Origin of the sequence: Mesorhizobium sp. B2-4-7, assembly GCF_006442685.1 — a bacterium.
In the GTDB taxonomy this organism is placed as follows: domain Bacteria; phylum Pseudomonadota; class Alphaproteobacteria; order Rhizobiales; family Rhizobiaceae; genus Mesorhizobium.
This window is the reverse complement of the sequence record NZ_VFVH01000006.1, coordinates 71,390-96,773: the sequence shown is the minus strand read 5'-3', so window position 1 is coordinate 96,773 and position 25,384 is coordinate 71,390. Positions and strand designations below refer to the sequence as shown.

The window sequence follows — 25,384 nt, the reverse complement described above, 5'->3', positions numbered from 1 at the left end:
AACGCGGCTTCGCACCGGAGGCGGAACGAAGCCACAGACAACAAACAGGACGAACGTCCTGTTTGGACAGGAACCCGGGGGAACCCCAATGCTGAGTGGACTAGAGGCGGCCTTTTTCTACCTCTTCGCCTTTGTCGCCGTGGCGTCGGCGTTCATGGTCATTTCGTCGCGCAACCCCGTGCATTCGGTGCTGTTCCTGATCCTGACCTTCTTCAACGCCGCCGGCCTGTTCATGCTGACGGGCGCCGAGTTCCTGGCGATGATCCTGCTCGTCGTCTATGTCGGCGCTGTCATGGTGCTGTTCCTGTTCGTCGTCATGATGCTCGACGTCGACTTCGCCGAGATGAAGGAGGGCGCTCTGCAATATGCGCCGATCGGCGCGCTGGTCGGACTGATCCTGGCGGCGGAACTGATCGTGGTGCTCGGCGGCTATACCTTCGCGCCGCAGCTCGCCTCGACGGTATCGAAGCCGATTCCCGATCTCGCGGCGCGCTCGAATACGGCAGCGCTCGGCGACATCCTCTATACGGACTACCTCTACTACTTCCAGATCTCGGGCCTCGTGCTGCTGGTGGCCATGATCGGTGCCATCGTTTTGACGCTGCGCCACAAGGAAGGGGTCAAGCGGCAGTCGATCGCAGCCCAGGTCGCCCGCACGGCGGCGACGGGCATGGAAATCCGCAAGGTCAAGTCGGGCGAAGGAGTCTGAGATGGTCGTCGGCATCGCACATTATCTGACCGTATCGGCGATCCTTTTCACGCTCGGCGTGTTCGGCATCTTCCTGAACCGTAAGAACGTGATCGTCATCCTGATGTCGGTCGAGTTGATCCTGCTTGCGGTCAATATCAATTTCGTCGCCTTTTCGGCGGCTCTCGGCGACCTCGTCGGCCAGGTGTTCGCGCTGTTCGTGCTGACGGTCGCGGCGGCGGAGGCCGCCATCGGACTTGCCATTCTCGTCGTCTTCTTCCGCAACCGCGGCTCGATCGCGGTCGAAGACGTGAACATGATGAAGGGTTGACGGAACCACCATGTACCAGGCCATCGTCTTCCTTCCGCTGCTCGGCTTCCTGATCGTCGGCCTGTTCGGCACGTCGCTCGGCGCCAAGGCGTCCGAATACATCACCTCCGGCTTCCTGGTGATCGCGGCGGTGCTGTCGTGGGTTGCTTTCTTCACCGTCGGCTTCGGCCATGGCGAGGTGTTCACCGTGCCGGTGCTGCGCTGGATCCAGTCCGGCGGACTGGAGGCGTCCTGGGCGCTCAGGATCGACACTCTGACGGTGGTCATGCTGGTGGTGGTCAACACCGTGTCGGCGCTGGTCCATATCTACTCGATCGGCTACATGCACCACGATCCGAACCGGCCGCGTTTCTTTGCCTATCTGTCGCTGTTCACCTTCGCCATGCTGATGCTGGTGACGGCCGACAACCTCGTGCAGATGTTCTTCGGTTGGGAAGGGGTGGGCCTGGCGTCCTACCTGCTGATCGGCTTCTGGTACAAGAAGCCCTCGGCCAACGCCGCGGCCATCAAGGCCTTCGTCGTCAACCGCGTCGGCGATTTCGGCTTCGCGCTCGGCATCTTCGGCGTGTTCGTGCTGTTCGGCTCGGTCAATCTCGGCACCATCTTCGCCAATGCGGCGACGTTCATCCCGGCTGAAGGCGCCCCGCAAGGTGCTGCGGTGCTGACCTTCCTCGGTTATGCGCTGGATAAGCAGGCAGCGATGACGATCGTCTGCCTGCTGCTGTTCATGGGTGCCATGGGCAAGTCGGCGCAGGTGCCGCTGCACACCTGGCTGCCGGACGCCATGGAAGGCCCGACGCCGGTCTCGGCGCTCATCCATGCCGCCACCATGGTGACGGCCGGCGTGTTCATGCTGGCGCGGCTGTCGCCGCTGTTCGAGCTGTCGCATTCGGCGCTGACGGTGGTGACCTTCATCGGCGCCTTCACCGCCTTCTTCGCGGCGACCGTCGGCCTCGTCCAGAACGACATCAAGCGCGTCATCGCCTATTCGACCTGCTCGCAACTTGGCTACATGTTCGTGGCGCTCGGCGTCGGCGCCTATGGTGCGGCGATCTTCCACCTGTTCACGCATGCCTTCTTCAAGGCGCTGCTGTTCCTCGGCTCGGGCTCGGTCATCCATGCGGTTTCCGACGAGCAGGACATGCGCAAGATGGGCGGCCTGAGGACGCTGATCCCGACGACCTACTGGATGATGGTAATCGGCACCCTGGCGCTGACCGGCGTCGGCATTCCGGTCACCGTTATCGGCACCGCCGGGTTCTTCTCCAAGGATGCCATCATCGAGACGGCCTTTGCCGGGCATAATTCCGTGGCGGGCCTCGCCTTCGTGCTGCTGGTGATCGCCGCCGGCTTCACCTCCTTCTATTCCTGGCGGCTGATCTTCATGACCTTCCACGGCAGGCCGCGGGCGAGCCATGAGGTGATGCACCATGTCCATGAATCGCCGCCGGTGATGCTGGTGCCGCTGTTCGTGCTGGCGGCGGGCGCGCTGTTTGCCGGCATCATCTTCCACGGTGCCTTCATTGGCGAAGGCTATGCCGAATTCTGGAAGGCGTCGCTGTTCACACTGCCGGACAATCACATCCTGCACGACATCCACGAACTGCCGCTATGGGTCGAGCTGTCGCCGTTCATCGCCATGCTGATCGGCCTGGCGCTGGCGTGGAAGTTCTACATCCGCTCGCCGGAAATGCCGGTCAATCTGGCCGCCCAGCATCGCGGGCTCTATGCCTTCCTGCTCAACAAATGGTATTTCGACGAGCTCTATGACTTCCTCTTTGTGCGGCCGGCCAAACGCCTCGGTTCCTTCCTGTGGAAGACCGGCGACGGCACCGTCATCGATGGTCTCGGGCCTGACGGCATTTCGGCACGCGTCGTCGATGTCACCAACCGCGTCGTCAAGTTGCAGACCGGCTATCTCTATCACTATGCCTTCGCCATGCTGATCGGCGTTGCCGCATTCGTCACCTGGATGATGCTCTGATGACCGCTTGGCCAATTCTCTCGCTGGTCACCTTCCTGCCGTTGGTTGGTGTGCTGCTCATCCTGTTCATCAACGACGACAGCGAAAACGCACGCCGCAACATCCGCGCCATCGCGCTGCTGACGACGACGTTCACCTTCATCGTCTCGCTGTTCATCTGGACCGGCTTCGACAATTCGCAAGCCGGCTTCCAGTTCGTCGAGAAGGTCGCCTGGCTCGATTCCGGCATCTCCTACCATATGGGCGTCGACGGCATTTCGATGCTGTTCGTCATTCTGACCACATTCCTGATGCCGCTCTGTATCCTGGCGTCGTGGGAAGCGATCGAGAAGCGCGTCAAGGCCTACATGATCGCCTTCCTGCTGCTCGAAACGCTGATGATCGGCGTGTTCTGCGCGCTCGACATCGTGCTGTTCTACGTCTTCTTCGAAGCCGGCCTGATCCCGATGTTCATCATCATCGGCGTCTGGGGCGGCAAGCGCCGCGTCTATGCCTCCTTCAAGTTCTTCCTCTACACGCTCGCCGGCTCGGTGCTGATGCTGCTCGCCATCATGGCGATGTTCTACCAGTCCGGCACGACCGATATCCCGACGCTGTTGACGCACAATTTCCCCGCCAACATGCAGACATGGCTGTGGCTCGCGTTCTTCGCCTCCTTCGCGGTGAAGATGCCGATGTGGCCGGTGCATACCTGGCTGCCGGATGCGCATGTCGAGGCGCCGACAGCCGGTTCGGTGATCCTGGCCGCCATTCTGTTGAAGATGGGCGGATACGGCTTCCTGCGGTTCTCCTTGCCGATGTTCCCGCTGGCCTCCGAGATGTTCGCGCCGCTGGTCTTCGCACTTTCGGTCGTCGCCATCATCTACACCTCGCTGGTGGCGCTGATGCAGGAGGACATGAAGAAGCTGATCGCCTATTCGTCGGTCGCCCATATGGGCTTCGTGACCATGGGCATCTTCGCCATGAACCAGGAAGGCGTGCAGGGCGCGATCTTCCAGATGCTCAGCCACGGCCTGGTCTCGGGCGCGCTGTTCCTGTGCGTCGGCGTCATCTATGACCGCATGCACACGCGTGAGATCGCCGCCTATGGCGGCCTGGTCAACAACATGCCGAAATACGCCACCGTGTTCCTGATCTTCACCATGGCCAATGTCGGCCTGCCGGGCACGTCAGGCTTCGTCGGCGAGTTCCTGACCATGCTCGGCGTGTTCCGGGTCAATACCTGGGTGGCGTTCTTCGCTGCCACCGGCGTCATCCTGTCGGCCGCCTACGCGCTTTGGCTCTACCGCCGGGTGATCTTCGGCGCGCTGACCAAGGACAGCCTCAAGGGCCTGCTCGACCTGTCGACACGCGAGAAGGCGATCATCTATCCGCTGGTTGTGCTGGTCATCTTCTTCGGCGTCTATCCCGCTCCCGTCTTCGACGCGACGGCCCAGTCGGTCAAGTCGCTCGTCACCAATGTCACCGCATCCATCGGCGCCGCGCAGACCGCGGCGGCGAACTGACCCAGGGGTTTTGCGAACCATGACGCCGGACCTTCTCTCCAGCCTGTCGCTCTCGACGCCCGAGCTGATCCTTGCCATCGGCGCGCTCGCGCTGCTGATGGTCGGGGCCTATTCGCGCGCCAACACCGCCAACACCGTGACCGGCCTTGCCGTTGCCGTGCTGGTGATATCGGGCGCCTGGCTGATCTTCTCCACCGGGCAGGGCAGCGCCTACGGCAATGCCTTCATCCAGGATTCCTTTGCCCGCTTCATGAAGCTGCTGGCGCTGGTGGGCTCGGCGGTGACGCTGATCATGTCGATGCGCTTCGCCAGGGCGGAGCGGTTCGACAAGTTCGAATATCCGGTGCTGATCCTTCTGTGCACGCTCGGCATGATGCTGATGATCTCCGCCAACGGCATGATCGGGCTCTATCTCGGCCTCGAGCTTCAGTCGCTGGCGATCTATGTCTTGTGCGCGATCAACCGCGAGAACCTGCGCTCGACCGAGGCGGGCCTGAAGTACTTCGTCCTCGGCGCGCTGTCGTCGGGCATGCTGCTCTATGGCATCAGCCTGGTCTATGGTTATACCGGCAACACCGGGTTCCAGGAGATCGCGACGGCGCTGGGCGGCGGTGAGCGCCAGCTTGGCCTCGTCTTCGGCCTGGTCTTCGTGCTGGCCGGCCTCGCCTTCAAGATCTCGGCGGTGCCGTTCCACATGTGGACGCCCGACGTCTATGAGGGCGCGCCGACACCGGTGACGGCTTTCCTGGCGGCGGCACCCAAGATGGCGGCTATGGCGCTGATCGTGCGCGTCACCATGGGCGCGTTCAAGCCGATCGCTTCCGACTGGCAGCAGATCATCGTCTTCATCTCGATCGCGTCGATGGCGCTCGGCTCTTTCGCGGCGATCGGCCAGACTAATATCAAGCGCCTGATGGCCTATTCCTCGATCGGCCATATGGGCTACGCGCTGGTTGGCCTTGCCGCCAACAGCCAGGCCGGCGTGCGCGGCGTCGCCATCTACATGCTGATCTATCTGGTGATGACGCTCGGCACCTTCGCCTTCATCCTCGCCATGCGGCGCAAGGAAGGCAATGTCGAGCAGATCAGCGACCTGGCAGGCCTGTCCTCGACCAACCCGATCATGGCGACAATCCTGACCATCCTGATGTTCTCGCTGGCCGGCATCCCGCCGCTCGCCGGTTTCTGGGGGAAGTGGTACGTCTTCCTCGCCGCCATCAATGCCAACCTCTACGCGCTGGCGATCATCGGCGTGCTGGCCTCGGTGGTGGGCGCCTATTATTACCTGCGCATCATCAAGATCATGTGGTTCGACGAACCGGTCGGCGGCTTTGTGCCGATGGCCAGTGAATTGCGCCTCGTACTCGGTGTCTCCGGCGCTTTCGTGCTGTTCTATGTGCTGATCGGCGGGCCGATCGGCACCTATGCCGAAGCCGCCGCCAAGACATTTTTCTGACGGGATGGCATTTCGGCTGGCTCCAACCTCGGCGTCGGAAGGATTCCGGCTGGAGGCGCATGACAGCGTCGGCTCCACCAATGCGCTGGCGCTGGATCACGCCCGGGCCGGCGACCCCGGCAGATTGTGGGTCGTTTCCAAGAAACAGGAAAGCGGGCGCGGGCGGCGCGGCCGCGTCTGGGCGACACCCGAGGGAAATCTGGCGGCGACGCTGCTCGTCCTCACCGGGGGCGAGCTTCGACTCGCCGCGACGCTCGGTTTCGTCGCCGGCCTGGCGCTGGCCGATGCGCTCGATGCCGTGGTGCCGGCGGGCCGGATCGCCATCGGCCTCGACGGCGGCAAGGAAGGCAAGAACCGTTTCGAGCTGAAATGGCCGAACGACGTGCTCGCCTCCGGCGCCAAGCTCGCCGGCATCCTGCTGGAATCGGCCATGCTGGACGGCGGCCGTTTCGCGGTGGCGGTCGGCATCGGCGTCAATGTTGTGGCGTACCCTGAGGATTTGCCGTATCCCGCGACGTCGCTTCACGCACTGGGTGCGGCATGCGATGCCGAAACGCTGTTCCTGGCGCTGTCGGATGCCTGGAGCGAGAATGCCCGCCTGTGGGACGACGGGCGGGGACTTGCCGCCGTCAGGCGGCGCTGGCTGGCACGCGCGGCAGGGCTTGGCGGCGAGGTTGCTGTCAGAATTGACGGTAATGTGGTGCGCGGGGTGTTCGAGACCATTGACGAGGACTGCCGTTTCGTGATCCGCGACGATGAGGGCTCGGTTTTGACGATCGCCGCCGGCGATGTGCATTTCGGCGCGGTCGCATCCGCCCGGGTATAGTTTTGTTTTTGCGCAATTCCAGACGGAAAACCGTTACAGACTTTTCCCGGAATTGCTTCAATGGCTTGGCCTGAGGGCCAGGAAGGAAAAAATCATGGCGAAAGCGGAAAACGCCGAACTCGTCTTCGTGCCGCTGGGCGGCGTCGGCGAGATCGGTATGAACTTCGCTCTCTACGGCTATGGTCCGCCGAGCGCGCGCGAATGGATCGTCATCGACGTCGGCGTCACCTTTCCCGACGCGGCGCATCCGGGCGTCGACCTGATCCTGCCCGACACGCGCTTCATCGAAGAGAACATCGCCAATTTGCGCGGTATCGTGATCACCCACGCGCATGAGGACCACTATGGCGCGCTGCTGGATATCTGGCCGAGGCTCAAGGCGCCGGTGTGGATGACGCCGTTCAGCGCCGGGCTGCTGGAAGCCAAGCGCCAGGGCGAGCAGGGCGCGCCGAAGATCCCGCTGACCATCTACCGCGCGGGCGAAAAATTCACTGTCGGTCCGTTCGAAATCGAGGCGATCCCGGTCGCGCATTCGATTCCCGAACCGATGTCGCTGGCCATCACCTCGCCGGCAGGCACCGTCATCCACACCGGCGACTGGAAGATCGACCCGGCGCCGACGATCGGACCCAAGACCGACGAAGCACGGTTCCGCGCCTATGGCGACAAGGGCGTGCTGGCGCTGGTCTGCGATTCGACCAATGCTATGCGCGAAGGCGAATCGCCATCGGAAGTCGCGGTCGGCGAGGGGCTGAAAGGGGTTATCCAGGCCGCCAAGGGCCGCGTCGCCGTCACCACCTTCTCGTCCAATGTCGGCCGTATCGTTTCCATCGCCAAGGCGGCGCGCGATGCCGGCCGTCAGTGCCTGGTGCTCGGCCGGTCGCTGAAGCGCGTCATCGATGTCGCCGGCGAACTCGGCTACATGGACGGTCTGCCTGAGTTCATCGCCGAGGAGGATTTCGGCTTCATTCCGCGCGAAAACCTGGTCGTCATCTGCACCGGCAGCCAGGGCGAGCCGCTGGCGGCGCTTGCCAAGCTCTCGCGCGACGAGATGAAGTCGGTGTCGCTGACGGCCGGCGACACGGTGGTGTTTTCCTCGCGCACCATTCCCGGCAACGAGAAGGCGATCCTCGAAATTAAGAACCGCCTCGTCGATCTCGGCATCAAGATCATCGAGGACGGCGATGCGCTGGTTCATGTCTCCGGCCATCCGCGGCGCAGCGAATTGCGCAAGATGTATGAATGGGTACGGCCGCAGATCGGCGTTCCAGTGCATGGCGAGGCCGCGCATCTGGTGGCGCAGGGCTCGCTGATGTCGACGTCGGGCATCGGCCAGGTGGCGCAGGTGCGCGACGGCGACATGCTGCGGCTTGCTCCCGGCCCTGCCACGATCATCGACCAGGTGCCGTTCGGCCGCATCTACAAGGACGGCAGGTTGATCGGCACCGACCAGGCGATGGGCATTCGCGACCGTCGCAAACTGTCCTTTGCCGGCCATGTCGCGGTCAATGTGGTGCTGGACGAGAAGTATGAGCTCGCCGGCGATCCCGATCTGGTCGCAATCGGCGTCGCCGAGGCCGACGCCAGAGGCGAGACGCTGGAGGACCTGATGATCGATGCGGCAATCGGCGCGGTGGACTCCATCCCCCGTCAGCGCCGAAAAGACCTCGATCTGGTGCAGGAGGCGGTACGCCGTGCCGTACGTGGCGCCGCCAACGAAGCCTGGGGCAAGAAACCGCTGGTGACTGTATTTGTCACGCGGTGACGAATAGGGAATAGGGGAATAAGGCAGTAGGGGAGTAGGGGAGAATGAGCCGTTGCTTTTCTTCTGTCTTGTTTCCCTACTCCCTTACTCCCCTAAAGCGGAGCGCTCTATGCTTGGACGCCTGAACCATGTCGCGCTTGCGGTGCCGGATCTGGCTGCGGCTGTCGCTTGCTATCGCGACACGCTAGGCGCCGAAGTGAGCGAACCACAGGCGCTGCCCGGGCATGGCGTCACCGTGGTGTTCGTCAATGTCGGCAACACCAAGATCGAGTTGCTGGAGCCGCTCGGCGAGGGTTCGCCGATCGCGGCTTTCCTCGAGAAGAACCCGTCGGGCGGCATGCACCATCTCTGCTATGAGGTCGACGATATCCTTACCGCGCGGGACCGGCTCCAGGCGGCCGGCGCCCGGGTTCTGGGCGACGGCAAGCCGAAGACCGGCGCGCATGGCAAGCCTGTGCTGTTCCTGCATCCGAAGGATTTCTTCGGCACGCTGATCGAACTGGAGCAACCATGAGCTGGGTTTCGTTCACCGCACTGTTTTTCGCGACCTGGTGGGTGGTGCTGTTTGCCGTTCTGCCGTTCAGCGTCAGGACGCAGGATGACGATCGTGACGTGACGCTGGGCACGGTGCCTAGCGCGCCGCGCGGACCACATATGCTGCGTGCGGTGATCCGCACCACCGTCGCCACGGCGGTGCTCATGGGCATTTTCTACGGCCTGACGCACGGGCTGGGATATAGCCTCAACGACATCCCGCACATCGTGCCGGAATTCGGCCAGGCCACGGCAAAATAGCAGCATTCAAACCGGCTCTTGCGCTTCGGGCGAGGTCATGCCGCCATTCGGCGCCGGCTCATCTGTTCAGGCTTCAAAAATCATGACGCAGGGTAAGGTGGTTTGGCAACGCATTGCGCTAAGCAGGTGATTGCACAAAAAAAATGCAAGGCACAAGGCCTTGCAATTTAAACGCGTCCGATCTGTTTCCGGTTTCCGGCGGCAGCGAGTAACCGCGCCTAGATCGCATCCTCCCAAGACTTTGACCGCGTAGGAGAACAGATTTTTCTCTGCTCTCTCGGTTATCGGGGCACATTAGCCCAACGGAAATGAAAATGTCACGAAGAATTTTGCCTTGAAACGGGCATTCTCGTGCTGCACTGCACAATAGTACGGCAGGCTTTGCTTGGGAAACCACCAGCCGGGCGTTTTATGCAACCGTGGCTCCTTCGATCGTCCAGCATTCGCGGCGCGCGCGAGGGGTGCTCAAAACGTTTTCATTCCGCGCGCCACGCCGTTCGTAAGCTGAATTTCCGATTTCCGGGTCGATGCGTCCGGGTTCCCATTGCGCCATGAAATGGCTATGAAGCCGGGGCAAGCAAGCCTGCGTCGCACCGATTCTGGCGCGGCCTCCTCATTCACGGACCAGTCCATGCGTTTGTCGCGCTATTTCCTGCCCATCCTCAAAGAGAATCCGCGCGAGGCGGAGATCGTCTCGCATCGGCTGATGCTGCGCGCCGGCATGATCCGCCAGCAGGGGCAGGGCAGTTTTTCCTGGCTGCCGCTGGGCAAACGGGTCCTGGACAAGGTCTGCCAGATCATCCGCGAGGAACAGAACCGCGCCGGCGCGCTGGAAATCCTGATGCCGACCATCCAGTCGGCCGACCTTTGGCGCGAAAGCGGCCGCTATAACGACTACGGCAAGGAGATGTTGCGCATCAAGGACCGCCAGGACCGCGACATGCTTTACGGCCCGACCAACGAGGAAATGGTCACCGAGATCTTCCGCGCCTATGTAAAGTCCTACAAGGACTTGCCGCTCAACCTCTACCACATCCAGTGGAAGTTCCGCGACGAGGTGCGGCCGCGCTTCGGCGTCATGCGCAGCCGGGAATTCCTGATGAAGGATGCCTACTCCTTCGATCTCGACTTCGAAGGCGCGAGAGCCGCCTACAACAGGATGTTCGTGTCCTATCTCCGGACCTTCACCCGCATGGGCCTACAGGCGATCCCGATGCGGGCCGACACCGGTCCGATCGGCGGCGATCTCAGCCATGAATTCATCATCCTGGCCGACACCGGCGAGAGCCAGGTGTTCTGCCATCGCGATTATCTGTCGCTCGGCGTGCCCGGAGCCAACACCGATTTCTCCAACGACGCCGAGATATCAGGCATCGTCAAGACCTGGACGACGCCTTACGCCGCGACCGACGAAATGCATGACGAAGCGGCCTGGGCTGAGGTTCCCGACAGCGACAAGGTTTCGGCGCGCGGCATCGAAGTCGGCCATATCTTCCATTTCGGCGAGAAATACTCCAAGCCGATGGGCGCCAAGGTGACCGGGCCCGACGGCAAGGACCATTTCGCTTCCGGCGGTTCCTACGGCATCGGCCCGTCGCGGCTGGTTGCGGCGATCATCGAAGCCAGCCATGACGAGAACGGCATCATCTGGCCGGAAGCGGTGGCGCCGTTCGACATCGGCCTGATCAACATGAAAGCCGGCGATGCCGATTGCGACCGTGTCTGCGATGAACTCAACGCAGCTTTCACTGCCGCCGGCAAGGATGTGCTCTATGACGACACCGACCAGCGGCCGGGCGGCAAGTTCGCCACCGCCGACCTGATCGGCCTGCCCTGGCAGGTGATCGTCGGACCGCGCGGCGTGGCCGCCGGCGAGGTCGAGATCAAGAACCGCAAGACCGGCGAGCGCGTGACGCTGCCGATCGCCGATGCGAAAAAACGCTTCGGTGCCGCCGCATGAGCGAGGCGGCGGCAGCGAGACCGGCAGGCGCCGGACCGTTTTCCATCTTCGAACGCACGGTGGCGTGGCGCTATCTGCGCTCGCGACGCAAGGAGACGGTGATCTCGGTCATCGCCTCGATCTCCTTCCTCGGCATCATGCTGGGGGTGGCGACGCTGATCGTGGTGATGGCCGTCATGAACGGGTTCAGGGCCGAGCTGCTCACCCGCATTCTCGGCGTAAACGGCCATCTGATCGTGCAGCCGCTGGATTCGCCGCTTGAGGACTATGCGCAGGTCGCCGGCCGCATCAACGGCGTGGCCGGCGTCAAATACGCCATTCCGCTGATCGACGGCCAAGTGCTGGCGCAAGGCAATGTCGGCGGCGGCTCCGGCGCGCTGGTGCGCGGTATCAGGGGCGAGGACCTGGGCAAGATCGCCATCGTCGCCAGCAACATCAAGCAGGGCTCGATCGCCGATTTCGACACGGGCGAGGGCGTCGCCATCGGCAAGCGCATGGCGGAGAATCTCGGCCTGGCGCTCGGCGACACGATCACGCTCATCTCGCCGGACGGCGACGTGACGCCGCTCGGCACGACGCCGCGCATGAAGGGCTACAAGATCGCGGCGATCTTCGAAGTCGGCATGTCGGAATATGACGCCTCCATCGTCTACATGCCGTTCTCGGAAGCGCAGCTTTATTTCAACATGGACGGACGGGCGCAGACGATCGAGATCTATGTCGACAATCCCGATGATGTCGACGCGCTGAAGCCGAAGGTGGAAGAAGCGGCGCAGCGACCCATCGACCTCGTCGACTGGCGGCAACGCAACGAGACCTTCTTTTCCGCCCTGCAGGTGGAGCGCAACGTCATGTTCATGATCCTGACGCTGATCGTGCTGGTGGCGGCGCTCAACATCATCTCCGGGTTGGTCATGCTGGTGAAGGACAAGGGGCACGACATCGCCATCCTGCGCACCATGGGCGCCTCGCGCGGCGCCATCCTGCGCATATTCCTGATGACGGGCGCGGCGATCGGCGTCACCGGCACCATCGCCGGCGTGCTGCTCGGCGTGATCATCTGCCTCAACATCGAATCGATCCGCGAGTTCTTCTCCTGGATGACCGGCAAGGTGCTGTTCAATCCGGAGCTCTATTTCCTCAGCCAGTTGCCGGCGAAGATGGATCCGCGCGAGACGACCTATGTCGTCATCATGGCGCTCGGCCTGTCCTTCCTGGCGACGTTGTTTCCGGCATGGCGGGCGGCCCGCCTCGATCCGGTCGAAGCGCTGAGGTACGAATGATGGCGCAGGCCATTATCGAGTTGAAGAGCGTCGAGCGGCACTATGTCCAGGGGCCGCGCAAGCTCACCATTCTGAACGGTGCGGACTTCTCGCTGAAGCGCGGCGAGATGGTGGCGCTGGTGGCGCCGTCCGGCACCGGCAAATCGACGCTGCTGCATACGGCAGGGCTCTTGGAACGGCCCGACGCCGGCGACGTGATTCTCTCCGGCCGGGCCTGCGGCCGGCTATCCGATGACGAGCGCACCTCGATCCGCCGCAACGATGTCGGCTTCGTCTACCAGTTCCACCATCTGCTGCCGGAGTTTTCGGCGCTGGAAAACATCATGATGCCGCAGCTCATCAAAGGTCTGCCGCGCAAGGAGGCGGCCGAGCGCGCGGCGCAGCTGCTCGACTACATGCAGATCGGCAAGCGTGCATCGCACCGGCCGTCCGAACTGTCGGGCGGCGAGCAGCAGCGCGTGGCAATCGCGCGTGCGGTCGCCAATGCGCCGCTGGTGCTGCTGGCGGACGAGCCGACCGGCAATCTCGACCCGGTCACTGCTTCCTATGTGTTCGAGGCGCTGGAGGCATTGGTGCGGCAATCGGGCCTCGCGGCGCTGATCGCCACCCACAATCACCAGCTGGCAGCGCGCATGGACCGGCGCGTCACCCTGGCCGAGGGCAAGGTGGTGCCGCTGTAGAACTCTGATGTCCGCTGCGAGATTGGGTCCAACCTTAACAACGTCCAGCGAGATTTCCGCGGGTTTAGTTTCCCGTCGGGGATACTGATCCCTCCGGGATCAGAACCGCCAATGAGCCTTCAGTGCGATCAGGGTGGAAGAGATCGCGATCATCACCAGGATGAGCAGCCAGGTTACAAAGCTGCGCGAGAGGCGCCACCGGTGGCCTTGCCTCATGCGCTTTCGCCAGCGATCAGCTTGATTGGCGCCTTGGTGTTGCCTCACGTCCATCACTCGGCAGTCTTAGCTTACCCACTATTGTCTCGACTGACGTTGAGTGCAAGCAGGCGCTCATCCCATACGCTAACTGACGATAGCGTCGCCGACATCTTCCTGACCTGTTGATAGGTCCCGCGCCGTCAACCTTTTCTTAACCCTGCCGGTTTGATCGCTCGAAAATTCCGGCAGCGGACGGATTCCGCTCGTTGACTTTGAAACAAAATTAGAACAAATTGCGAACATATCAACAACAGGAGAGAGTTATGACCGATCTGGTTCAGGATGTCATCTCGCTGGTTTGCATGAGCACCTTCCTCATTTCCATGGCGATCTGGATCGGAGCCATGTGAGGTGACTGTCTCTGCCGTCGCTGTTCCGGCGGACGAAAGTCCGCTTTGCCGTTAAGCCTTTCTTGCCGCCCATGGCGCTAGGGTGTCGCTCCTGAAAGCAGGAGCGCCGCGTGTCGCCCATCGTCGCCGCCTTCCTCGTGGCCAGCAATCTAGGGCTGATTTTTCTCCTGATGAGCGTGCCGCTTGGTTTGCGCACAATCAGGCTCAGCCGCACGGTCGCGGCCGACCGGCAGCGTCTGTGGCAGGCGCTGTGGCCGCTCGGGAGCAATGCCGGCTGGTCCGGCGAAATCCTCTCGGCGGAGATGCTGGGCGAGGGAGTGGTCCGCACCAGAATGTCCTGGGAGGGCCGGGACGGCCTGCCGATCGAACGCAAGGCCCTGCTCGAGAATGTCGTGCATGGCAGGTGCTTTTCGATGCGCGTCATCGAGGACACGGCGCTCGATCCGTCTTTCTGGGCGCATTATCGGGAAACCGCGCAGTTGGTCTCGATTGGCGAGGCCACCCGGGTTACGCTCACCCAGACCGACCGTTACCGCGGCGTGGCCTTCCTGGCGTTCCGCTATTTCGCCATGCGCCGCGAACTCGCCAAGCTGGATGGCTGGGCCAGGACAGGGCGGTATCGCAAGGGCGGCTGGTTCGAACATCCGCTGAGCCAGCTCGGCTTCGCCGCTCTCTCGGCATTCATCCTGTGGCCGTTCTTCGGGCTTCACCGCGGCGGGCTTGCTCTGGCCGCGATCCTGACTTCCGTTGTCGCCCTGCACGAGCTCGGCCACATGGCGGCATTCCGCCTGATGGGCCATCGCAGGGCGCGCATGATCTTCATCCCGCTGCTCGGCGGCCTCGCCATTGGCGGCCGGCCCTATGACAGCCGTTTCGAAGTTGCGTTCGTGGCGCTGATGGGCGCCGGGTTCTCTGCTTTCCTGGTGCCGTTGGCGATGATGGGCAGCACGTTTGCAAGCGCGGAAGGGCACTGGCTTACCGCGACATTGCTGGCGACACTGGCGGGCTGTGCTGCGCTCTTCAACATCGCCAATCTGGTGCCGGTGTGGAAATTCGATGGCGGCCAGGTGCTGCGCCAGATCTGCCCAGGGCCGGTCGCGCTGGCGCTGGCCTCCTTCTTCCTGCTCTCGGCCTTCCTGGCGCTTGGCTGGCGGGCCGGCTTTTCCATTGGCTTTCTGCTCGTGGCCGGCGCGGTCTTTGCAATCCTAAGCCTTCTGACCGCGGGCAGCGGGGTGAAGCCGCGCCACGAACTGAAGCCGATCCGCACAGCCGACCGTTTCGTCATCGCCGGCGCGCTGCTGGCGGTGTTCCTCATCCACGGTTATGGAGTGCTCTGGGCGTCGGCACGGCTGATCTGAGCTGTCCGGGAAGCGTTCAGCCGGCCTCGCGGGCTGTTTCCACGGGCAAGGCCGTGGCTGGGCCGAAGACATCCTCGAACGCTGATTTCAGCGCCAGGTCGAGATCGGCCATCGTCACCGGCAGCCCGAGATCGACGAGGCTGGTGACGCCGTGGTCCTGCACGCCGCACGGCACGATACCGCTGAAATGGCCGAGGTCCGGCTCGACATTGATGGCGATGCCGTGAAAACTCACCCAGCGCCTGAGCCGAATACCTATTGCCGCGATCTTGTCCTCGGCGGCAGAGCCGTCCGGCAGGGCAGGGCGATCGGGCCGCACCACCCAGACGCCGACGCGATCCTCACGACGCTCGCCATTGACGTTGAAGGCGGCGAGCGTGCCGATGATCCATTGTTCGAGGGCGGCGACGAAGGCGCGCACATCCTCCCGGCGGCGTTTCAGGTCGAGCATGACGTAGGCGACGCGCTGGCCCGGCCCATGATAGGTGTATTCGCCGCCGCGGCCGGCCGAAAACACCGGGAACCGGTTGCCGTCGATCAGGTCCTCGCTGCGCGCACTCGTGCCGGCGGTATAGAGCGGCGGATGCTCGACCAGCCAGACCATCTCGCCGGCGGCCCCGCTGCGGATCGCTTCGGCGCGCGCCTCCATGAAGGCAAGCGCCTCGGGATAGGCGGTGAGGCCGGGCTCGATCGCCCATTCGACGGGCGCCGAACCGGGCAAAGGCAGGAACGACGTGGCGATCTGGCTGCGTTCTGGCATGGGATGTCTCTTGTTGTACTCCATATGGCGATATCGGGCCGAAACGTCCAGTTCGCGGTGCATTTTGGCGCTTTGATCCGTTATGGCAATTCCCAGCGATTAAATGCTCGGGGCGCACTTGTTTCGCCGGAAACGATTTGCTACACGCCGCGAGCCGGTCGGTTCCGGCTCCTACCACGTGCGGTCGTGGCGGAATTGGTAGACGCGCAGCGTTGAGGTCGCTGTGGGGCAACCCGTGGAAGTTCGAGTCTTCTCGACCGCACCATTCTCTCTCCCCAGAATCTGATTTGTAGCGGCACCTCCAGCCCTACGGGCACCGCGCATTTCGTTTGATATTCCCGCGCGTTACGCCAGTTTCTTTTTGGGCGTCGGATTTTCCCGAAACCGGTTTCCACTTTCGGGTCCGATGTTCTAGACCTGAGATGCACCTTTTCCAGGATTGCAATGGCGGGAGGCGCTGGTGGAAGGCCAGGACGAACGGACGACCGGCGCTGGGGTCGCTGACGAACACCGCGCCGACATCTACGGTGAGGACGGCGCTGTCCTTTCGTCCTTTCTCGCCCAGATCGGCGCGGCGATCGCCGACCGCGATACGCTCACGCTCAAGCGTGAGGTCGACGACCTGCACCAGTCGGAAATGGGCGACCTGATCGAGGCGCTGCATCCCGACCAGCGGCGCGCCCTTGTCGAGCTTTTGGGGGCCGACTTCGATTTTTCCGCGCTGACCGAGGTCGACGAGGCGATCCGCATGGACATCGTCGACAATCTGCCCAACGCGCAGATTGCCCAGGCGGTGCAGGAACTCGATTCCGACGACGCGGTCTACATCCTCGAGGATCTCGAACCGGAGGACCAGGACGAGATCCTGTCGCAGCTGCCGTTTACCGAGCGCATCAGGCTACGTCGCTCGCTCGACTACCCCGAGGAGACCGCCGGGCGGCGCATGCAGACGGAGTTCGTCGCGGTGCCGCCGTTCTGGACAGTCGGCCAGACCATCGACTACATGCGCGAGGACAAGAACCTTCCCGACCGCTTCAGCCAGATCTTCGTCATCGACCCGAGCTTCAAGCTGCTTGGCGCCATAGACCTCGACCAGATCCTGCGCACCAAGCGCTCGGTCAAGGTCGAGGAGGTCATGCATGAGACGCGGCACGCCATTCCGGCCACGATGGACCAGGAAGAGGCCGCGCGGGAGTTCGAGCAATATGACCTTCTGTCCGCCGCCGTCGTCGACGAGAACGAGCGGCTGGTCGGCGTGCTGACCATCGACGACGTCGTCGACGTCATCCAGCAGGAAGCCGAGGAAGATCTCCTGCGCATGGGCGGCGTCGGCGACGAAGAGCTTTCCGACAGCATCTTTTCGACCTCGCGTTCGCGTGTGCCATGGCTGCTTGTCAATCTCCTGACCGCCTTCCTTGCGGCATCGGTGATCGGCCTGTTCGACCACACGATCGAGCGCATCGTGGCGCTCGCCGTGCTGATGCCGATCGTGGCCGGGATGGGCGGCAATGCCGGTTCGCAGACCATGACCGTCACCGTGCGGGCGCTGGCGACAAGGGATCTCGACATCTACAATGCCGGCCGCATCATTCGCCGCGAGATAGGCGTGGGCTTCATCAACGGCATCGTTTTCGCCATATTGATCGGCATCGTAGCCGCCGTCTGGTTCCGCGATGCCAATCTGGGCGGCATCATCGCCGCGGCCATGATCATCAACATGTTCGTTGCGGCCCTTGCCGGCATCCTGATCCCGCTGCTGCTCGACCGCTTCAAGGTCGATCCCGCGGTCGCTTCGGCGGTCTTTGTCACCACGGTCACCGACGTCGTTGGTTTCTTCGCTTTTCTGGGCCTTGCCACGTGGTGGTTCGGCGTCCATTGATCCGGCTCAATTGACTTTTACGTAAATGCCGTGCGAGGCTCGGCGACAGGCAGACTGCGGCCGATTCCGGCAGGTCTGCCGCGGACGGAGAGCAGCAGTCGCCAATCTCCGGCTATGGGGCGAGAATGCGGGAATATTATTCGATCACCGAGCTGACGCGCGAATTCGACGTGTCGACGCGGACGCTGCGGTTCTACGAGGACGAGGGACTGGTGCAGCCGGTGCGGCGGGGCCGCACGCGGCTGTTTCGTCCATCCGACCGACACTTGATCCGGCAGATCATGCGCGGAAAACGGCTCGGCTTCTCGATCAACGAGATCCGCGAAATCATCCAGATGTACAAGGAACCGCCCGGCGAGGTCGGCCAGCTCAAGCTGATGATCAAGCGCATCGAGGAAAAGCGCGAGGATCTGAGGCAAAAGCGCCGCGACCTCGAGGAGACATTGGCCGAACTCGACCAGGCCGAGGAATCCTGCGTTGAGCGGCTGGTCGAGCTCGGGGTTAATACGTAGCGGCCTTCCAGGCAGGACAATCGCTTTAGAGTCGGCGCCGCCCCTCATCGCCCTGCCGGGCACTTCTCCCCGTATAGTGACGGGGAGAAAGGGGCTGACCGTGATCTCGGTCTCTTTCCTGCAACGCTGGTGGCTGGCGAAACCGCTGATGACAGCGCCCCTCTCCCCGTCACTATACGGGGAGAGGATGCCGGCAGGCAGGTGAGGGGCGGCGCCGACATCGACAAATTGTTGGTCTCCGCCACAAATCGGAAACCGTTATCTTCCCGATATGGCTCTGGCAGCCGGCGTTCAGATGCTCAAATCCAGCGCCGCACTCTTTTGGCATAGTCGCGGTATTTTTTGCCGAACTTTGCCGACAGCATCTTTTCTTCCTTTTCCACCGCGACCTTCTGCGTGACGAAGGCGGCGACGAAGGCGAGCGGCAGGAACCAGACGATCCCGGAGATGAAGGCAACGCCGATCAACAGCAGCGTGTTGGCGAGGTACATCGGATTGCGGGTGATGCCGAAAGGACCCGTGGTGACGAGATGGTCCGGCACGGCGTTGGGGTTGAGCGTGGTCTTGGCCCGCGTCATGGTGCGGATGGCGGTGAACCAGAGTGCGGCGACGCCGAACAGCGCCACCCAGCCGGCCGCGTAGAGGAGGTCGCCCAGGAGGTCGCCGATCCAGGGCAGGGGAAAGAGCAGGCCGAGCGCGATGCTGATGGCGATGGCGGCGATGTAGATCAGCGGCGGCCACGGTATCAGCCCAGGTTTGGGCGGGGTCTCGGTCATTCGACACCTTCCTCCGTCATCTTGCTGTCGGTCTGGGCCGTGCAGGTGCCGGCGAGATCCGCCAGATGCGCTCTCCATTCGGCGGTCTGGTCGTTCTTGTAGAGCCGATCAAGCGTTGCCTCGCCCTCCAGCGTGTCCAGCATGCACCCACAATAGCTCGAACAGAACTTGCTGTCGCGCTGCTGCTCGCACGAGATCTGGCAGGTCTTGAGAAAGTTCACCTGCGGGGTTTCGACCTTGGCCGGCATTACTTGCGAGAACAACCAGACACTGCCGATCAGCAGCGGCTGATGGATCAGGTAGAAGGCCAGGCTGTGCCGACCGATGAAGACCAGCGGGTTGGACCAGCGCCCGGGCGCCACATCCGCCAGGCGCGCCAAGACGCCGAAGCGGGAGGCAAGCTTGGTCGCTCCGAGGCCCACAAGCACCGCACCGAACCACGGGAACAGCGGGACATAGTCGTTGGAGTGTGGGTTGACCGCGGAAAGACCGACCCACCACAGCCAGGGGTGATCGAATGATTCCAGCCGAAAATAGAAGGGAATGGCGATGACCGCCGCGGCGATCGGCAGTGTAAGCAGCGCCGGCAGGCGCAGGAATGCCAGCCCGAGCAGGCTCGCCAGCGCGATCTGGTGCAGGATGCCGAAGAAGATCCACCCGTCCGGCGTGGCGATACGGGTGGCGACCGAAATGGCGATCGCCGCTCCGGCGACCATGGCGAAGCGTCTCCAGAAGCCGTTCCAGCGGATCTCTTTGCCATGGGCGAGATACAGGCTGACGCCGACCAGGAATAGGAAGGTCGAGGCGATGCAGCGAGCATAGAACTTCCACCAGCCGAAGGCGGTCAGGCCGGGATCGGTGTAGCCGAAGAATTCCAGGTCCCAGGTGAAATGGTAGCTCGCCATGGCGATCAGCGCGATGCCGCGCAGCATGTCGACGGCGACGATGCGCTTGGTCTTCGGCAACTCCGCGGCGGGCATGGTCGGCGTCTGGATGCTCATGGTCTCGCGATCTGATTCAGCCCCGTACGAGGACTATCACGGTTACGCCGGACAAAAGAAGGCCGTGAGCTTCGATACAGACAGTCAGCCGGCGCTGCATCAGGCACCCCTTTAGGCCAGCACCGGAAAGCCTTTGACCGGCTTCGTTTTAACCGGGGCACGTCGGTTTCCTGTTACCGGTCGCGAAATGATGGCCGCAGATTTGGCTGGTGATTCTGCTTTGGGGAAGCAATGTCCACGCATGTGCGCCATCCGATCTGGCTACCGGCCCTCAAGGCCGCGGATGCCCGCACCTTCGCCTCGCTCTACGCGGTCGAATCCTTCGCTCGCGCCACGGTGTCGAGCGTCATCCCGATCCAGGCCTACGAGATCCTCCACAACGAGCAGATCGTCTCGATCCTCTACACCATCGTGGCGATGCTCGGCGTGTCGGTGACCCTGTTCATGCCGATGCTGATCCAGCGCTTCGCGCGGCGCTGGGTCTACACGGCGGGCGCCTGCCTGCTGGCGATCGGCTCGCTGTTCTTCGTCACGCATACGCTCGCAGGGCAATTGGCCGGCATGCTGTGCCGTGTCATGGGCGCCAGTGCGCTGTCGATCACGCTCAACCTCTACATCATGGACCACATCCGCAAGACCGATTTCATGCAGGCCGAATCGCTGCGCATGGCGTGGTCGATGTTTGCCTGGACGGGTGGGCCGACGCTCGGCATCTTTCTCTACACGCGCTTCGGCATCTATGCCGCGCATGGCGCGGTCGCCGTATTCGCCTTGGCCCTGCTGGCGTTGTTCTGGACCTACCGGCTCGGCGACAATCCCTCGATCCGGCCGGGCAAGACGCGCCCGGTCAACCCGCTGGCCAATATCGGCCGCTTCGTCGCGCAGCCGAGGCTGAGGCTGGCCTGGCTGATCGCCTTCGGCCGCTCCTGCTTCTGGACGACATTTTTCGTCTATGGCCCGCTGTTCATGGTCATCACCGGTGAGGGCGAACTTGCCGGCGGCATTCTGGTTTCGGCAGGCAACGCGCTTTTGTTCATGGCGATTTTCTGGGGCAAGGCCGGCAAGCGCTTCGGCGGCCGCAGGACCATGACTTTTGCCTATTTCGCCATGTCGGTGGTGCTGCTGGCGGCGGGTGCCGTCGGCGAAAGCGCGCCGCTCGTCACCGGCGCCTTCCTGCTGTGCGGCGCCTTCTTCACCATCGCGCTCGACGCGCTGGGCTCGACCGCCTTCATGCGCTCGGTCCGCTCTTATGAGCGGGCGCAGATGGCTGCGGTCTACCGCACTTATCTCGACTTTTCCGAACTGACGCCGCCGCTGGTCTACTCGGTGGTGCTGGCCTTTTTCGGACTGGGCTCGGTTTTCGTCACGCTCGGCCTGCTTGCGGCGGTCTGCGGTTATGTCACCTGGCGGTATCTGCCGAAGTCGCTGTGAAGCTTACGGCACAAGCGCAGCATGTCGTTCGCGTACCCAATCGTGGAAGCGGTGGAGGTCGTACTCCTCCGGCATCAGCACGCCGGCCTTATGGCGCATGGAGCGCAGCCCTTTCTGGTTGACCTCGCAGATCGCGGCATCCTCCTCCAGCACCTGGGTGCCGAATCCGACGATGTTGTCGATGTCGGTGGCGGCGAGCGCGTCGGGCGCGAACAGCCATTCGGCGGTCAATTCGGTCTGCTCGGGGCCAAGCGGCACCAGCCGTACGGACCTGACATAGTCGACGTGGCCGACGATGAACATCGAGGGCAGGCTGGTGGCGTAGGTCTGGCCGGCGGCGCGCTCGGCCGGCGTCAGGCCCGAAAAGACCGGCCCATGCGCCTGGCCGTCACGTGACCATGTTTCGGCACCCGCCCGCAGCCCGCCGGAAAATTCCGGCGCGTCATTGTCGGCATGGCGGGTCCATTCGGGGTCGTCATGCCGGCCCATCAGGCCGCGGCCGTAGATCGGCACCAGCCGCGACAGGTCCTTGTGGACGCCGGGGCAATGCAGGCATTCGTTGAAGTTTTCCCAGAAGATCTTCCAGTTGCAGTTCATCACCTTGCGCAGCACATGGCCCGATACCAGCGATTCCAGCGGCCAGTTGCCGAGATCGCCGGAGGCCGGGTCGAAGGATGAGTGCGCCGAGCCGGCGGCATCTTCCGCGAGATTGACGAAGACGAAGCCGCGCCAGACCGACAGCGCGACGCGATAGAGCGGATGGTCCGCCTTGTCGAAACCTTCGGGCAGCGTTTTCGATGGCACGCGCACGAGCTCGCCGCGCAGCGAATAGGACCATGCGTGGTAGGGGCAGGTGATCAGCCGCGCCTTCAGCCGCCCCTCGCGTTCCTGGCAAAGCTGCGAGCCGCGATGCCGGCAGGTGTTGTGGAAGGCGCGCAGTTCGCCGGTATCGTCACGCAGCACGACGATCTCCTGGCTGCCGACACGGAAGGTGCGGAAAGCCAGCGGTTGGGCGAGATCAGCTTCACGGCAGACGAGCAGCCAGTTCCTGTACCAGATGGCGTCGAGGTCGCGCTGGTAGGCCGCCGCATCCCAATAGGCCGAGGACGGCAATGTCGGCTCGGCCCGGGTGAGGCCGTTATAGGGGGCGTGCTGGCTCTGGACGGGCTGCATGGCTGGCCTCCTGTGAGGATGGCAGCCGACACCCGGCCACGGAAATTGTCAATTGCAGCGGAGCAAGCGGCCGGACGGCGCTAAAGCGCTTGTCGCCGTCGGAATTTGGTTTGCCGGATGCGGCGATTTTCCCTATAGTCACCTTCGTCGTCGGTTCCGATTGGAGCCAAGAGGGAATGCGGTGCGGGCAGATTTGTTGCCCAATGCCGTGGCTGCCCCCGCAACTGTGTGCGGTAGTCCTCTCCATATGCCACTGAAGATTTTCTTCGGGAAGGTGGGGAAGGGCGCTGATCCGCGAGCCAGGAGACCTGCCGGCGACAGGAAACTGACTTCGATGCCCTCGGGTGGAGGGTGAAAGGACAAGACATGAATACCGCTTCCGTCTCCCTCGGCGCCTCCATCTCCTCGCAGTCGCGCCTCCTGCAGCTCGCGCTCGCGGCGCTGCTCGGCGTTTTCGTCGTAGGCTTTGTCGGTTTCTCGCATATCGACGCGGTCCACAATGCCGCGCACGACTATCGCCACTCGATGGCGTTTCCCTGCCACTGATAGGGATTTGACATCATGAACCTGTTTCGCAACGTCGTGTTCATCGCGGCGATCGCAGGGCTCGTGGCCGGTGTCGTTCTCGCCTGCATGCAGGCCTATGCCACCGTGCCGTTGATCCTGAAGGCGGAAGTCTACGAACAGGCCGGCGGCGGCCACCACCACGACCATACCGCACCGGCCCCGACCGACAACAACGCCATGAACTCTGCCGCCCCGGCGGGCAATGCCATGAGCTCCGCCGCGCCGGCAGCCGCTGAAGCTGTTCCGGCTGAAGAGGAAGGCTGGGCGCCGGCCGACGGCTTCGAGCGTTTCGCTTTCAGCGTGCTTGCCAACATCGTCACCGGCATCGGCTTCGCGCTGGTCCTGGTCGCGGTTTCGGAATTCGCCGGCGGCATCGGCAACTGGCGCCAGGGCGTGTTCTGGGGACTGGCCGGCTTTGCCGTGTTCACGCTGGCGCCGGGCCTCGGCCTGCCGCCGGAACTGCCGGCCATGCCTGCCGCCGAGCTTCTGCCACGCCAGATCTGGTGGACGGCGACGGTGGCGGCGACGGCGATCGGCCTTGCCCTGATCGCCTTCCGCAAATCACTGCCGCTGGCGATTCTGGGTGTGGTGTTGATCGTCGCGCCGCATATCGTCGGCGCGCCGCAGCCCGACAGTTTCGAGACGCCGATCCCGGAAGGCCTGCACCATCAGTTCGTGGTGGCGGTGACAGTGACGAACCTGGTGTTCTGGCTCGTGCTGGGCGCTGTCGTCGGCGTGGTGCGTGGACGCTTCACCGGCAGCGCGACGAGCCTGCGCGACAGCTTTGCCTGATCGCGGAAGACTGACCTTCATCATCGGCGGTGCGCGCTCCGGCAAGAGCGCGCACGCCGAAACGCTGATGACCGCCTTGCCTTCGCGATGGGCCTACATCGCCACGGCGCAACCTTATGACGACGAGATGCGGCAGCGCATCGCGTTGCACCGGTCGCGGCGCGGCGAGGGCTGGACGACCATCGATGCACCGCTAGACCTTGTCGGTGCACTCGAGGCCCTACCGGAGGACCAGCCGGTGCTTGTCGACTGCCTGACGCTCTGGCTGACCAATCACATGCTGGCCGATCATGATGTAGAGGCCGAATGTCGGCGGCTGGCTGACATGCTGTCGCGGCCGCGCGGACCCTGGTTCGTGGTATCCAACGAGGTCGGGCAAGGCATCGTGCCCGACAATGCGCTGGGGCGCCGGTTCCGCGACGCCGCCGGCCGGCTCAACCAGCAGGTCGCGGCGATTGCCGAGACCGTGCTTTTGATGGTGGCGGGGCTGCCGCTCAAGGTGAAGTGACATGACCGACATCGACGAAAAGGACGAAGAGCGCCACCGCGCCAAGATGGCCAAGCGCAAGGCGGTCCAAGACGCCGAGGTGGCGAGCAAGACGGTCGAAAAGGGGCTGCTGATCGTCAACACCGGCCCGGGCAAAGGCAAGACCACGGCTGCCTTTGGCCTGGCGCTGCGGATGCTCGGCTACGGCAAGCGCGTCGGCGTCGTCCAGTTCATCAAGGGCAAATGGCATACGGGTGAGAAGGAGGCCTTCGCCGCCTTCGGCGACCGCGTCGTCTGGCACGCGATGGGCGAGGGGTTCACCTGGGAGACACAGGATCTGAAGCGCGACATCGCGGCGGCCGAGGCCGCCTGGGCCAAGGCGCTGGAGCTGATGGCCGATCCGTCGATCAGTCTCGTCGTGCTCGACGAACTCAACATCGCGCTGCGCTACGAGTATCTCGATCTGGACAAGGTGGTTGTCGCGCTGAAAGCGCGCCGCGAGGGCCTGCATGTCGTCGTCACCGGTCGCAACGCCAAGCCGGCGCTGGTCGAGGCGGCCGACCTGGTGACCGAGATGGGGCTGACCAAGCACCATTTCGCGGCGGGCGTGAAGGCGCAGCAGGGGGTGGAGTTTTGAGAGCTGTTGTCCCCTTTTGTGGATGAGCATTCAAGTCTGGTCGCCAAACGCTTCCAGCAGGGCTCACTTCCTTTCCCTCCGGAGGGGGGAAAGGTGGCGCTGCGAAGCAGCGACGGATTGGGGGAAGGCG

Annotated in this window: 24 protein-coding genes, 1 tRNA gene and 1 riboswitch; of the genes, 21 read left to right on the top strand and 4 right to left on the bottom strand. The window is 63.3% G+C overall.

What is annotated here, in order from left to right:
• The first annotated feature begins 88 nt into the window (after positions 1-88).
• The 13 genes from FJ946_RS17865 to FJ946_RS17805 all read left to right on the top strand — a co-directional run bounded on the left by FJ946_RS17865 (position 89) and on the right by FJ946_RS17805 (position 15,239).
• Positions 89-709, top strand: coding sequence for an NADH-quinone oxidoreductase subunit J (locus tag FJ946_RS17865; protein ID WP_140495585.1), 621 nt, complete (start codon positions 89-91; stop codon positions 707-709).
• A 1-nt stretch (position 710) separates the two neighbouring features.
• Positions 711-1,019, top strand: a complete 309-nt coding sequence (nuoK, locus tag FJ946_RS17860; RefSeq protein WP_019858930.1) for an NADH-quinone oxidoreductase subunit NuoK — start codon at positions 711-713, stop codon at positions 1,017-1,019.
• 10 nt (positions 1,020-1,029) lie between these two features.
• Positions 1,030-3,003, top strand: coding sequence for an NADH-quinone oxidoreductase subunit L (gene nuoL, locus FJ946_RS17855; RefSeq protein WP_140516407.1), 1,974 nt, complete (start codon positions 1,030-1,032; stop codon positions 3,001-3,003).
• The gene (locus tag FJ946_RS17850) at positions 3,003-4,508 is read left to right on the top strand and encodes an NADH-quinone oxidoreductase subunit M (protein ID WP_140495587.1); all 1,506 of its coding nucleotides are present in this window, start codon (positions 3,003-3,005) and stop codon (positions 4,506-4,508) included. The genes nuoL and FJ946_RS17850 overlap by 1 nt, the downstream gene beginning before the upstream one ends.
• A gap of 19 nt (positions 4,509-4,527) precedes the next feature.
• On the top strand, positions 4,528-5,964 hold the full coding sequence (nuoN, locus tag FJ946_RS17845; RefSeq protein ID WP_140495588.1) for an NADH-quinone oxidoreductase subunit NuoN: 1,437 nt from the start codon (positions 4,528-4,530) through the stop codon (positions 5,962-5,964).
• A 4-nt stretch (positions 5,965-5,968) separates the two neighbouring features.
• Positions 5,969-6,790 carry a biotin--[acetyl-CoA-carboxylase] ligase gene (locus tag FJ946_RS17840; RefSeq protein ID WP_140495589.1) on the top strand — a complete coding sequence of 274 codons (822 nt, stop codon included), beginning with the start codon at positions 5,969-5,971 and terminating at the stop codon, positions 6,788-6,790.
• Between the two features lie 94 nt (positions 6,791-6,884).
• Positions 6,885-8,555, top strand: coding sequence for a ribonuclease J (locus FJ946_RS17835; RefSeq protein ID WP_140495590.1), 1,671 nt, complete (start codon positions 6,885-6,887; stop codon positions 8,553-8,555).
• A gap of 109 nt (positions 8,556-8,664) precedes the next feature.
• A complete protein-coding gene (gene mce, locus FJ946_RS17830; RefSeq protein ID WP_140495591.1) occupies positions 8,665-9,069 on the top strand; it encodes a methylmalonyl-CoA epimerase in 405 nt (134 codons plus the stop codon).
• On the top strand, positions 9,066-9,350 hold the full coding sequence (locus FJ946_RS17825; RefSeq protein WP_140495592.1) for a DUF1467 family protein: 285 nt from the start codon (positions 9,066-9,068) through the stop codon (positions 9,348-9,350). The genes mce and FJ946_RS17825 overlap by 4 nt, the downstream gene beginning before the upstream one ends.
• A gap of 631 nt (positions 9,351-9,981) precedes the next feature.
• The gene (proS, locus tag FJ946_RS17820; RefSeq protein ID WP_140495593.1) at positions 9,982-11,310 is read left to right on the top strand and encodes a proline--tRNA ligase; all 1,329 of its coding nucleotides are present in this window, start codon (positions 9,982-9,984) and stop codon (positions 11,308-11,310) included.
• A complete protein-coding gene (locus tag FJ946_RS17815) occupies positions 11,307-12,593 on the top strand; it encodes a lipoprotein-releasing ABC transporter permease subunit (RefSeq protein WP_140516404.1) in 1,287 nt (428 codons plus the stop codon). Before proS ends, FJ946_RS17815 begins: the two co-directional genes overlap by 4 nt.
• A complete protein-coding gene (locus tag FJ946_RS17810; protein WP_181165304.1) occupies positions 12,590-13,273 on the top strand; it encodes an ABC transporter ATP-binding protein in 684 nt (227 codons plus the stop codon). The genes FJ946_RS17815 and FJ946_RS17810 overlap by 4 nt, the downstream gene beginning before the upstream one ends.
• 718 nt (positions 13,274-13,991) lie before the next feature.
• Positions 13,992-15,239: a site-2 protease family protein gene (locus tag FJ946_RS17805; RefSeq protein WP_140564184.1), complete on the top strand. Its 1,248-nt coding sequence runs from the start codon at positions 13,992-13,994 to the stop codon at positions 15,237-15,239.
• A 16-nt stretch (positions 15,240-15,255) separates the two neighbouring features.
• Here the strand turns inward: FJ946_RS17805 and lipB are convergent, their stop codons facing one another.
• Positions 15,256-15,999, bottom strand: coding sequence for a lipoyl(octanoyl) transferase LipB (lipB, locus tag FJ946_RS17800; protein ID WP_140564183.1), 744 nt, complete (start codon positions 15,997-15,999; stop codon positions 15,256-15,258).
• A 180-nt stretch (positions 16,000-16,179) separates the two neighbouring features.
• Here lipB and FJ946_RS17795 point away from each other — a divergent pair.
• The 3 genes from FJ946_RS17795 (at position 16,180) to FJ946_RS17785 (ending at position 18,390) form a co-directional block, all read left to right on the top strand.
• Positions 16,180-16,264: transfer RNA gene (locus tag FJ946_RS17795), tRNA-Leu, on the top strand.
• 195 nt (positions 16,265-16,459) lie between these two features.
• Positions 16,460-17,878, top strand: a complete 1,419-nt coding sequence (gene mgtE / locus FJ946_RS17790) for a magnesium transporter (protein ID WP_140495597.1) — start codon at positions 16,460-16,462, stop codon at positions 17,876-17,878.
• A gap of 125 nt (positions 17,879-18,003) precedes the next feature.
• Positions 18,004-18,390, top strand: coding sequence for a MerR family DNA-binding transcriptional regulator (locus FJ946_RS17785; protein WP_006203215.1), 387 nt, complete (start codon positions 18,004-18,006; stop codon positions 18,388-18,390).
• Between the two features lie 299 nt (positions 18,391-18,689).
• On the opposite strand, the gene FJ946_RS17775 is transcribed toward FJ946_RS17785, so the two are convergent.
• Both FJ946_RS17775 and FJ946_RS17770 read right to left on the bottom strand, forming a co-directional pair.
• On the bottom strand, positions 18,690-19,166 hold the full coding sequence (locus FJ946_RS17775; RefSeq protein ID WP_140516398.1) for an isoprenylcysteine carboxylmethyltransferase family protein: 477 nt from the start codon (positions 19,164-19,166) through the stop codon (positions 18,690-18,692).
• Positions 19,163-20,167 carry a DUF1624 domain-containing protein gene (locus FJ946_RS17770; protein ID WP_140555007.1) on the bottom strand — a complete coding sequence of 335 codons (1,005 nt, stop codon included), beginning with the start codon at positions 20,165-20,167 and terminating at the stop codon, positions 19,163-19,165. Before FJ946_RS17770 ends, FJ946_RS17775 begins: the two co-directional genes overlap by 4 nt.
• Before the next feature lie 231 nt (positions 20,168-20,398).
• Here FJ946_RS17770 and FJ946_RS17765 point away from each other — a divergent pair, with 231 nt between their 5' ends.
• Positions 20,399-21,598, top strand: coding sequence for an MFS transporter (locus FJ946_RS17765; RefSeq protein ID WP_140564182.1), 1,200 nt, complete (start codon positions 20,399-20,401; stop codon positions 21,596-21,598).
• Positions 21,599-21,601: 3 nt separating this feature from the next.
• Here FJ946_RS17765 and FJ946_RS17760 read toward each other — a convergent pair whose 3' ends face one another.
• Complete coding sequence (locus FJ946_RS17760) at positions 21,602-22,771, bottom strand: aromatic ring-hydroxylating dioxygenase subunit alpha (protein ID WP_140564181.1); 1,170 nt, start codon at positions 22,769-22,771, stop codon at positions 21,602-21,604.
• Between the two features lie 134 nt (positions 22,772-22,905).
• A riboswitch (cobalamin riboswitch) is annotated at positions 22,906-23,102 on the top strand.
• Positions 23,103-23,137: 35 nt separating this feature from the next.
• Between FJ946_RS17760 and FJ946_RS17755 the strand changes: the two genes are divergently transcribed.
• Genes FJ946_RS17755 through cobO form a run of 4 tightly spaced genes read left to right on the top strand, consistent with a single transcriptional unit; the run spans position 23,138 to position 25,254 of the window.
• A complete protein-coding gene (locus FJ946_RS17755) occupies positions 23,138-23,317 on the top strand; it encodes a CbtB domain-containing protein (protein ID WP_140495602.1) in 180 nt (59 codons plus the stop codon).
• 15 nt (positions 23,318-23,332) lie between these two features.
• Positions 23,333-24,130 carry a CbtA family protein gene (locus tag FJ946_RS17750; RefSeq protein ID WP_140555010.1) on the top strand — a complete coding sequence of 266 codons (798 nt, stop codon included), beginning with the start codon at positions 23,333-23,335 and terminating at the stop codon, positions 24,128-24,130.
• Positions 24,123-24,638, top strand: coding sequence for a bifunctional adenosylcobinamide kinase/adenosylcobinamide-phosphate guanylyltransferase (gene cobU / locus FJ946_RS17745; protein ID WP_140564180.1), 516 nt, complete (start codon positions 24,123-24,125; stop codon positions 24,636-24,638). Before FJ946_RS17750 ends, cobU begins: the two co-directional genes overlap by 8 nt.
• Position 24,639: 1 nt before the next feature.
• Positions 24,640-25,254, top strand: a complete 615-nt coding sequence (gene cobO, locus FJ946_RS17740) for a cob(I)yrinic acid a,c-diamide adenosyltransferase (protein WP_140555012.1) — start codon at positions 24,640-24,642, stop codon at positions 25,252-25,254.
• Positions 25,255-25,384 lie beyond the last annotated feature (130 nt).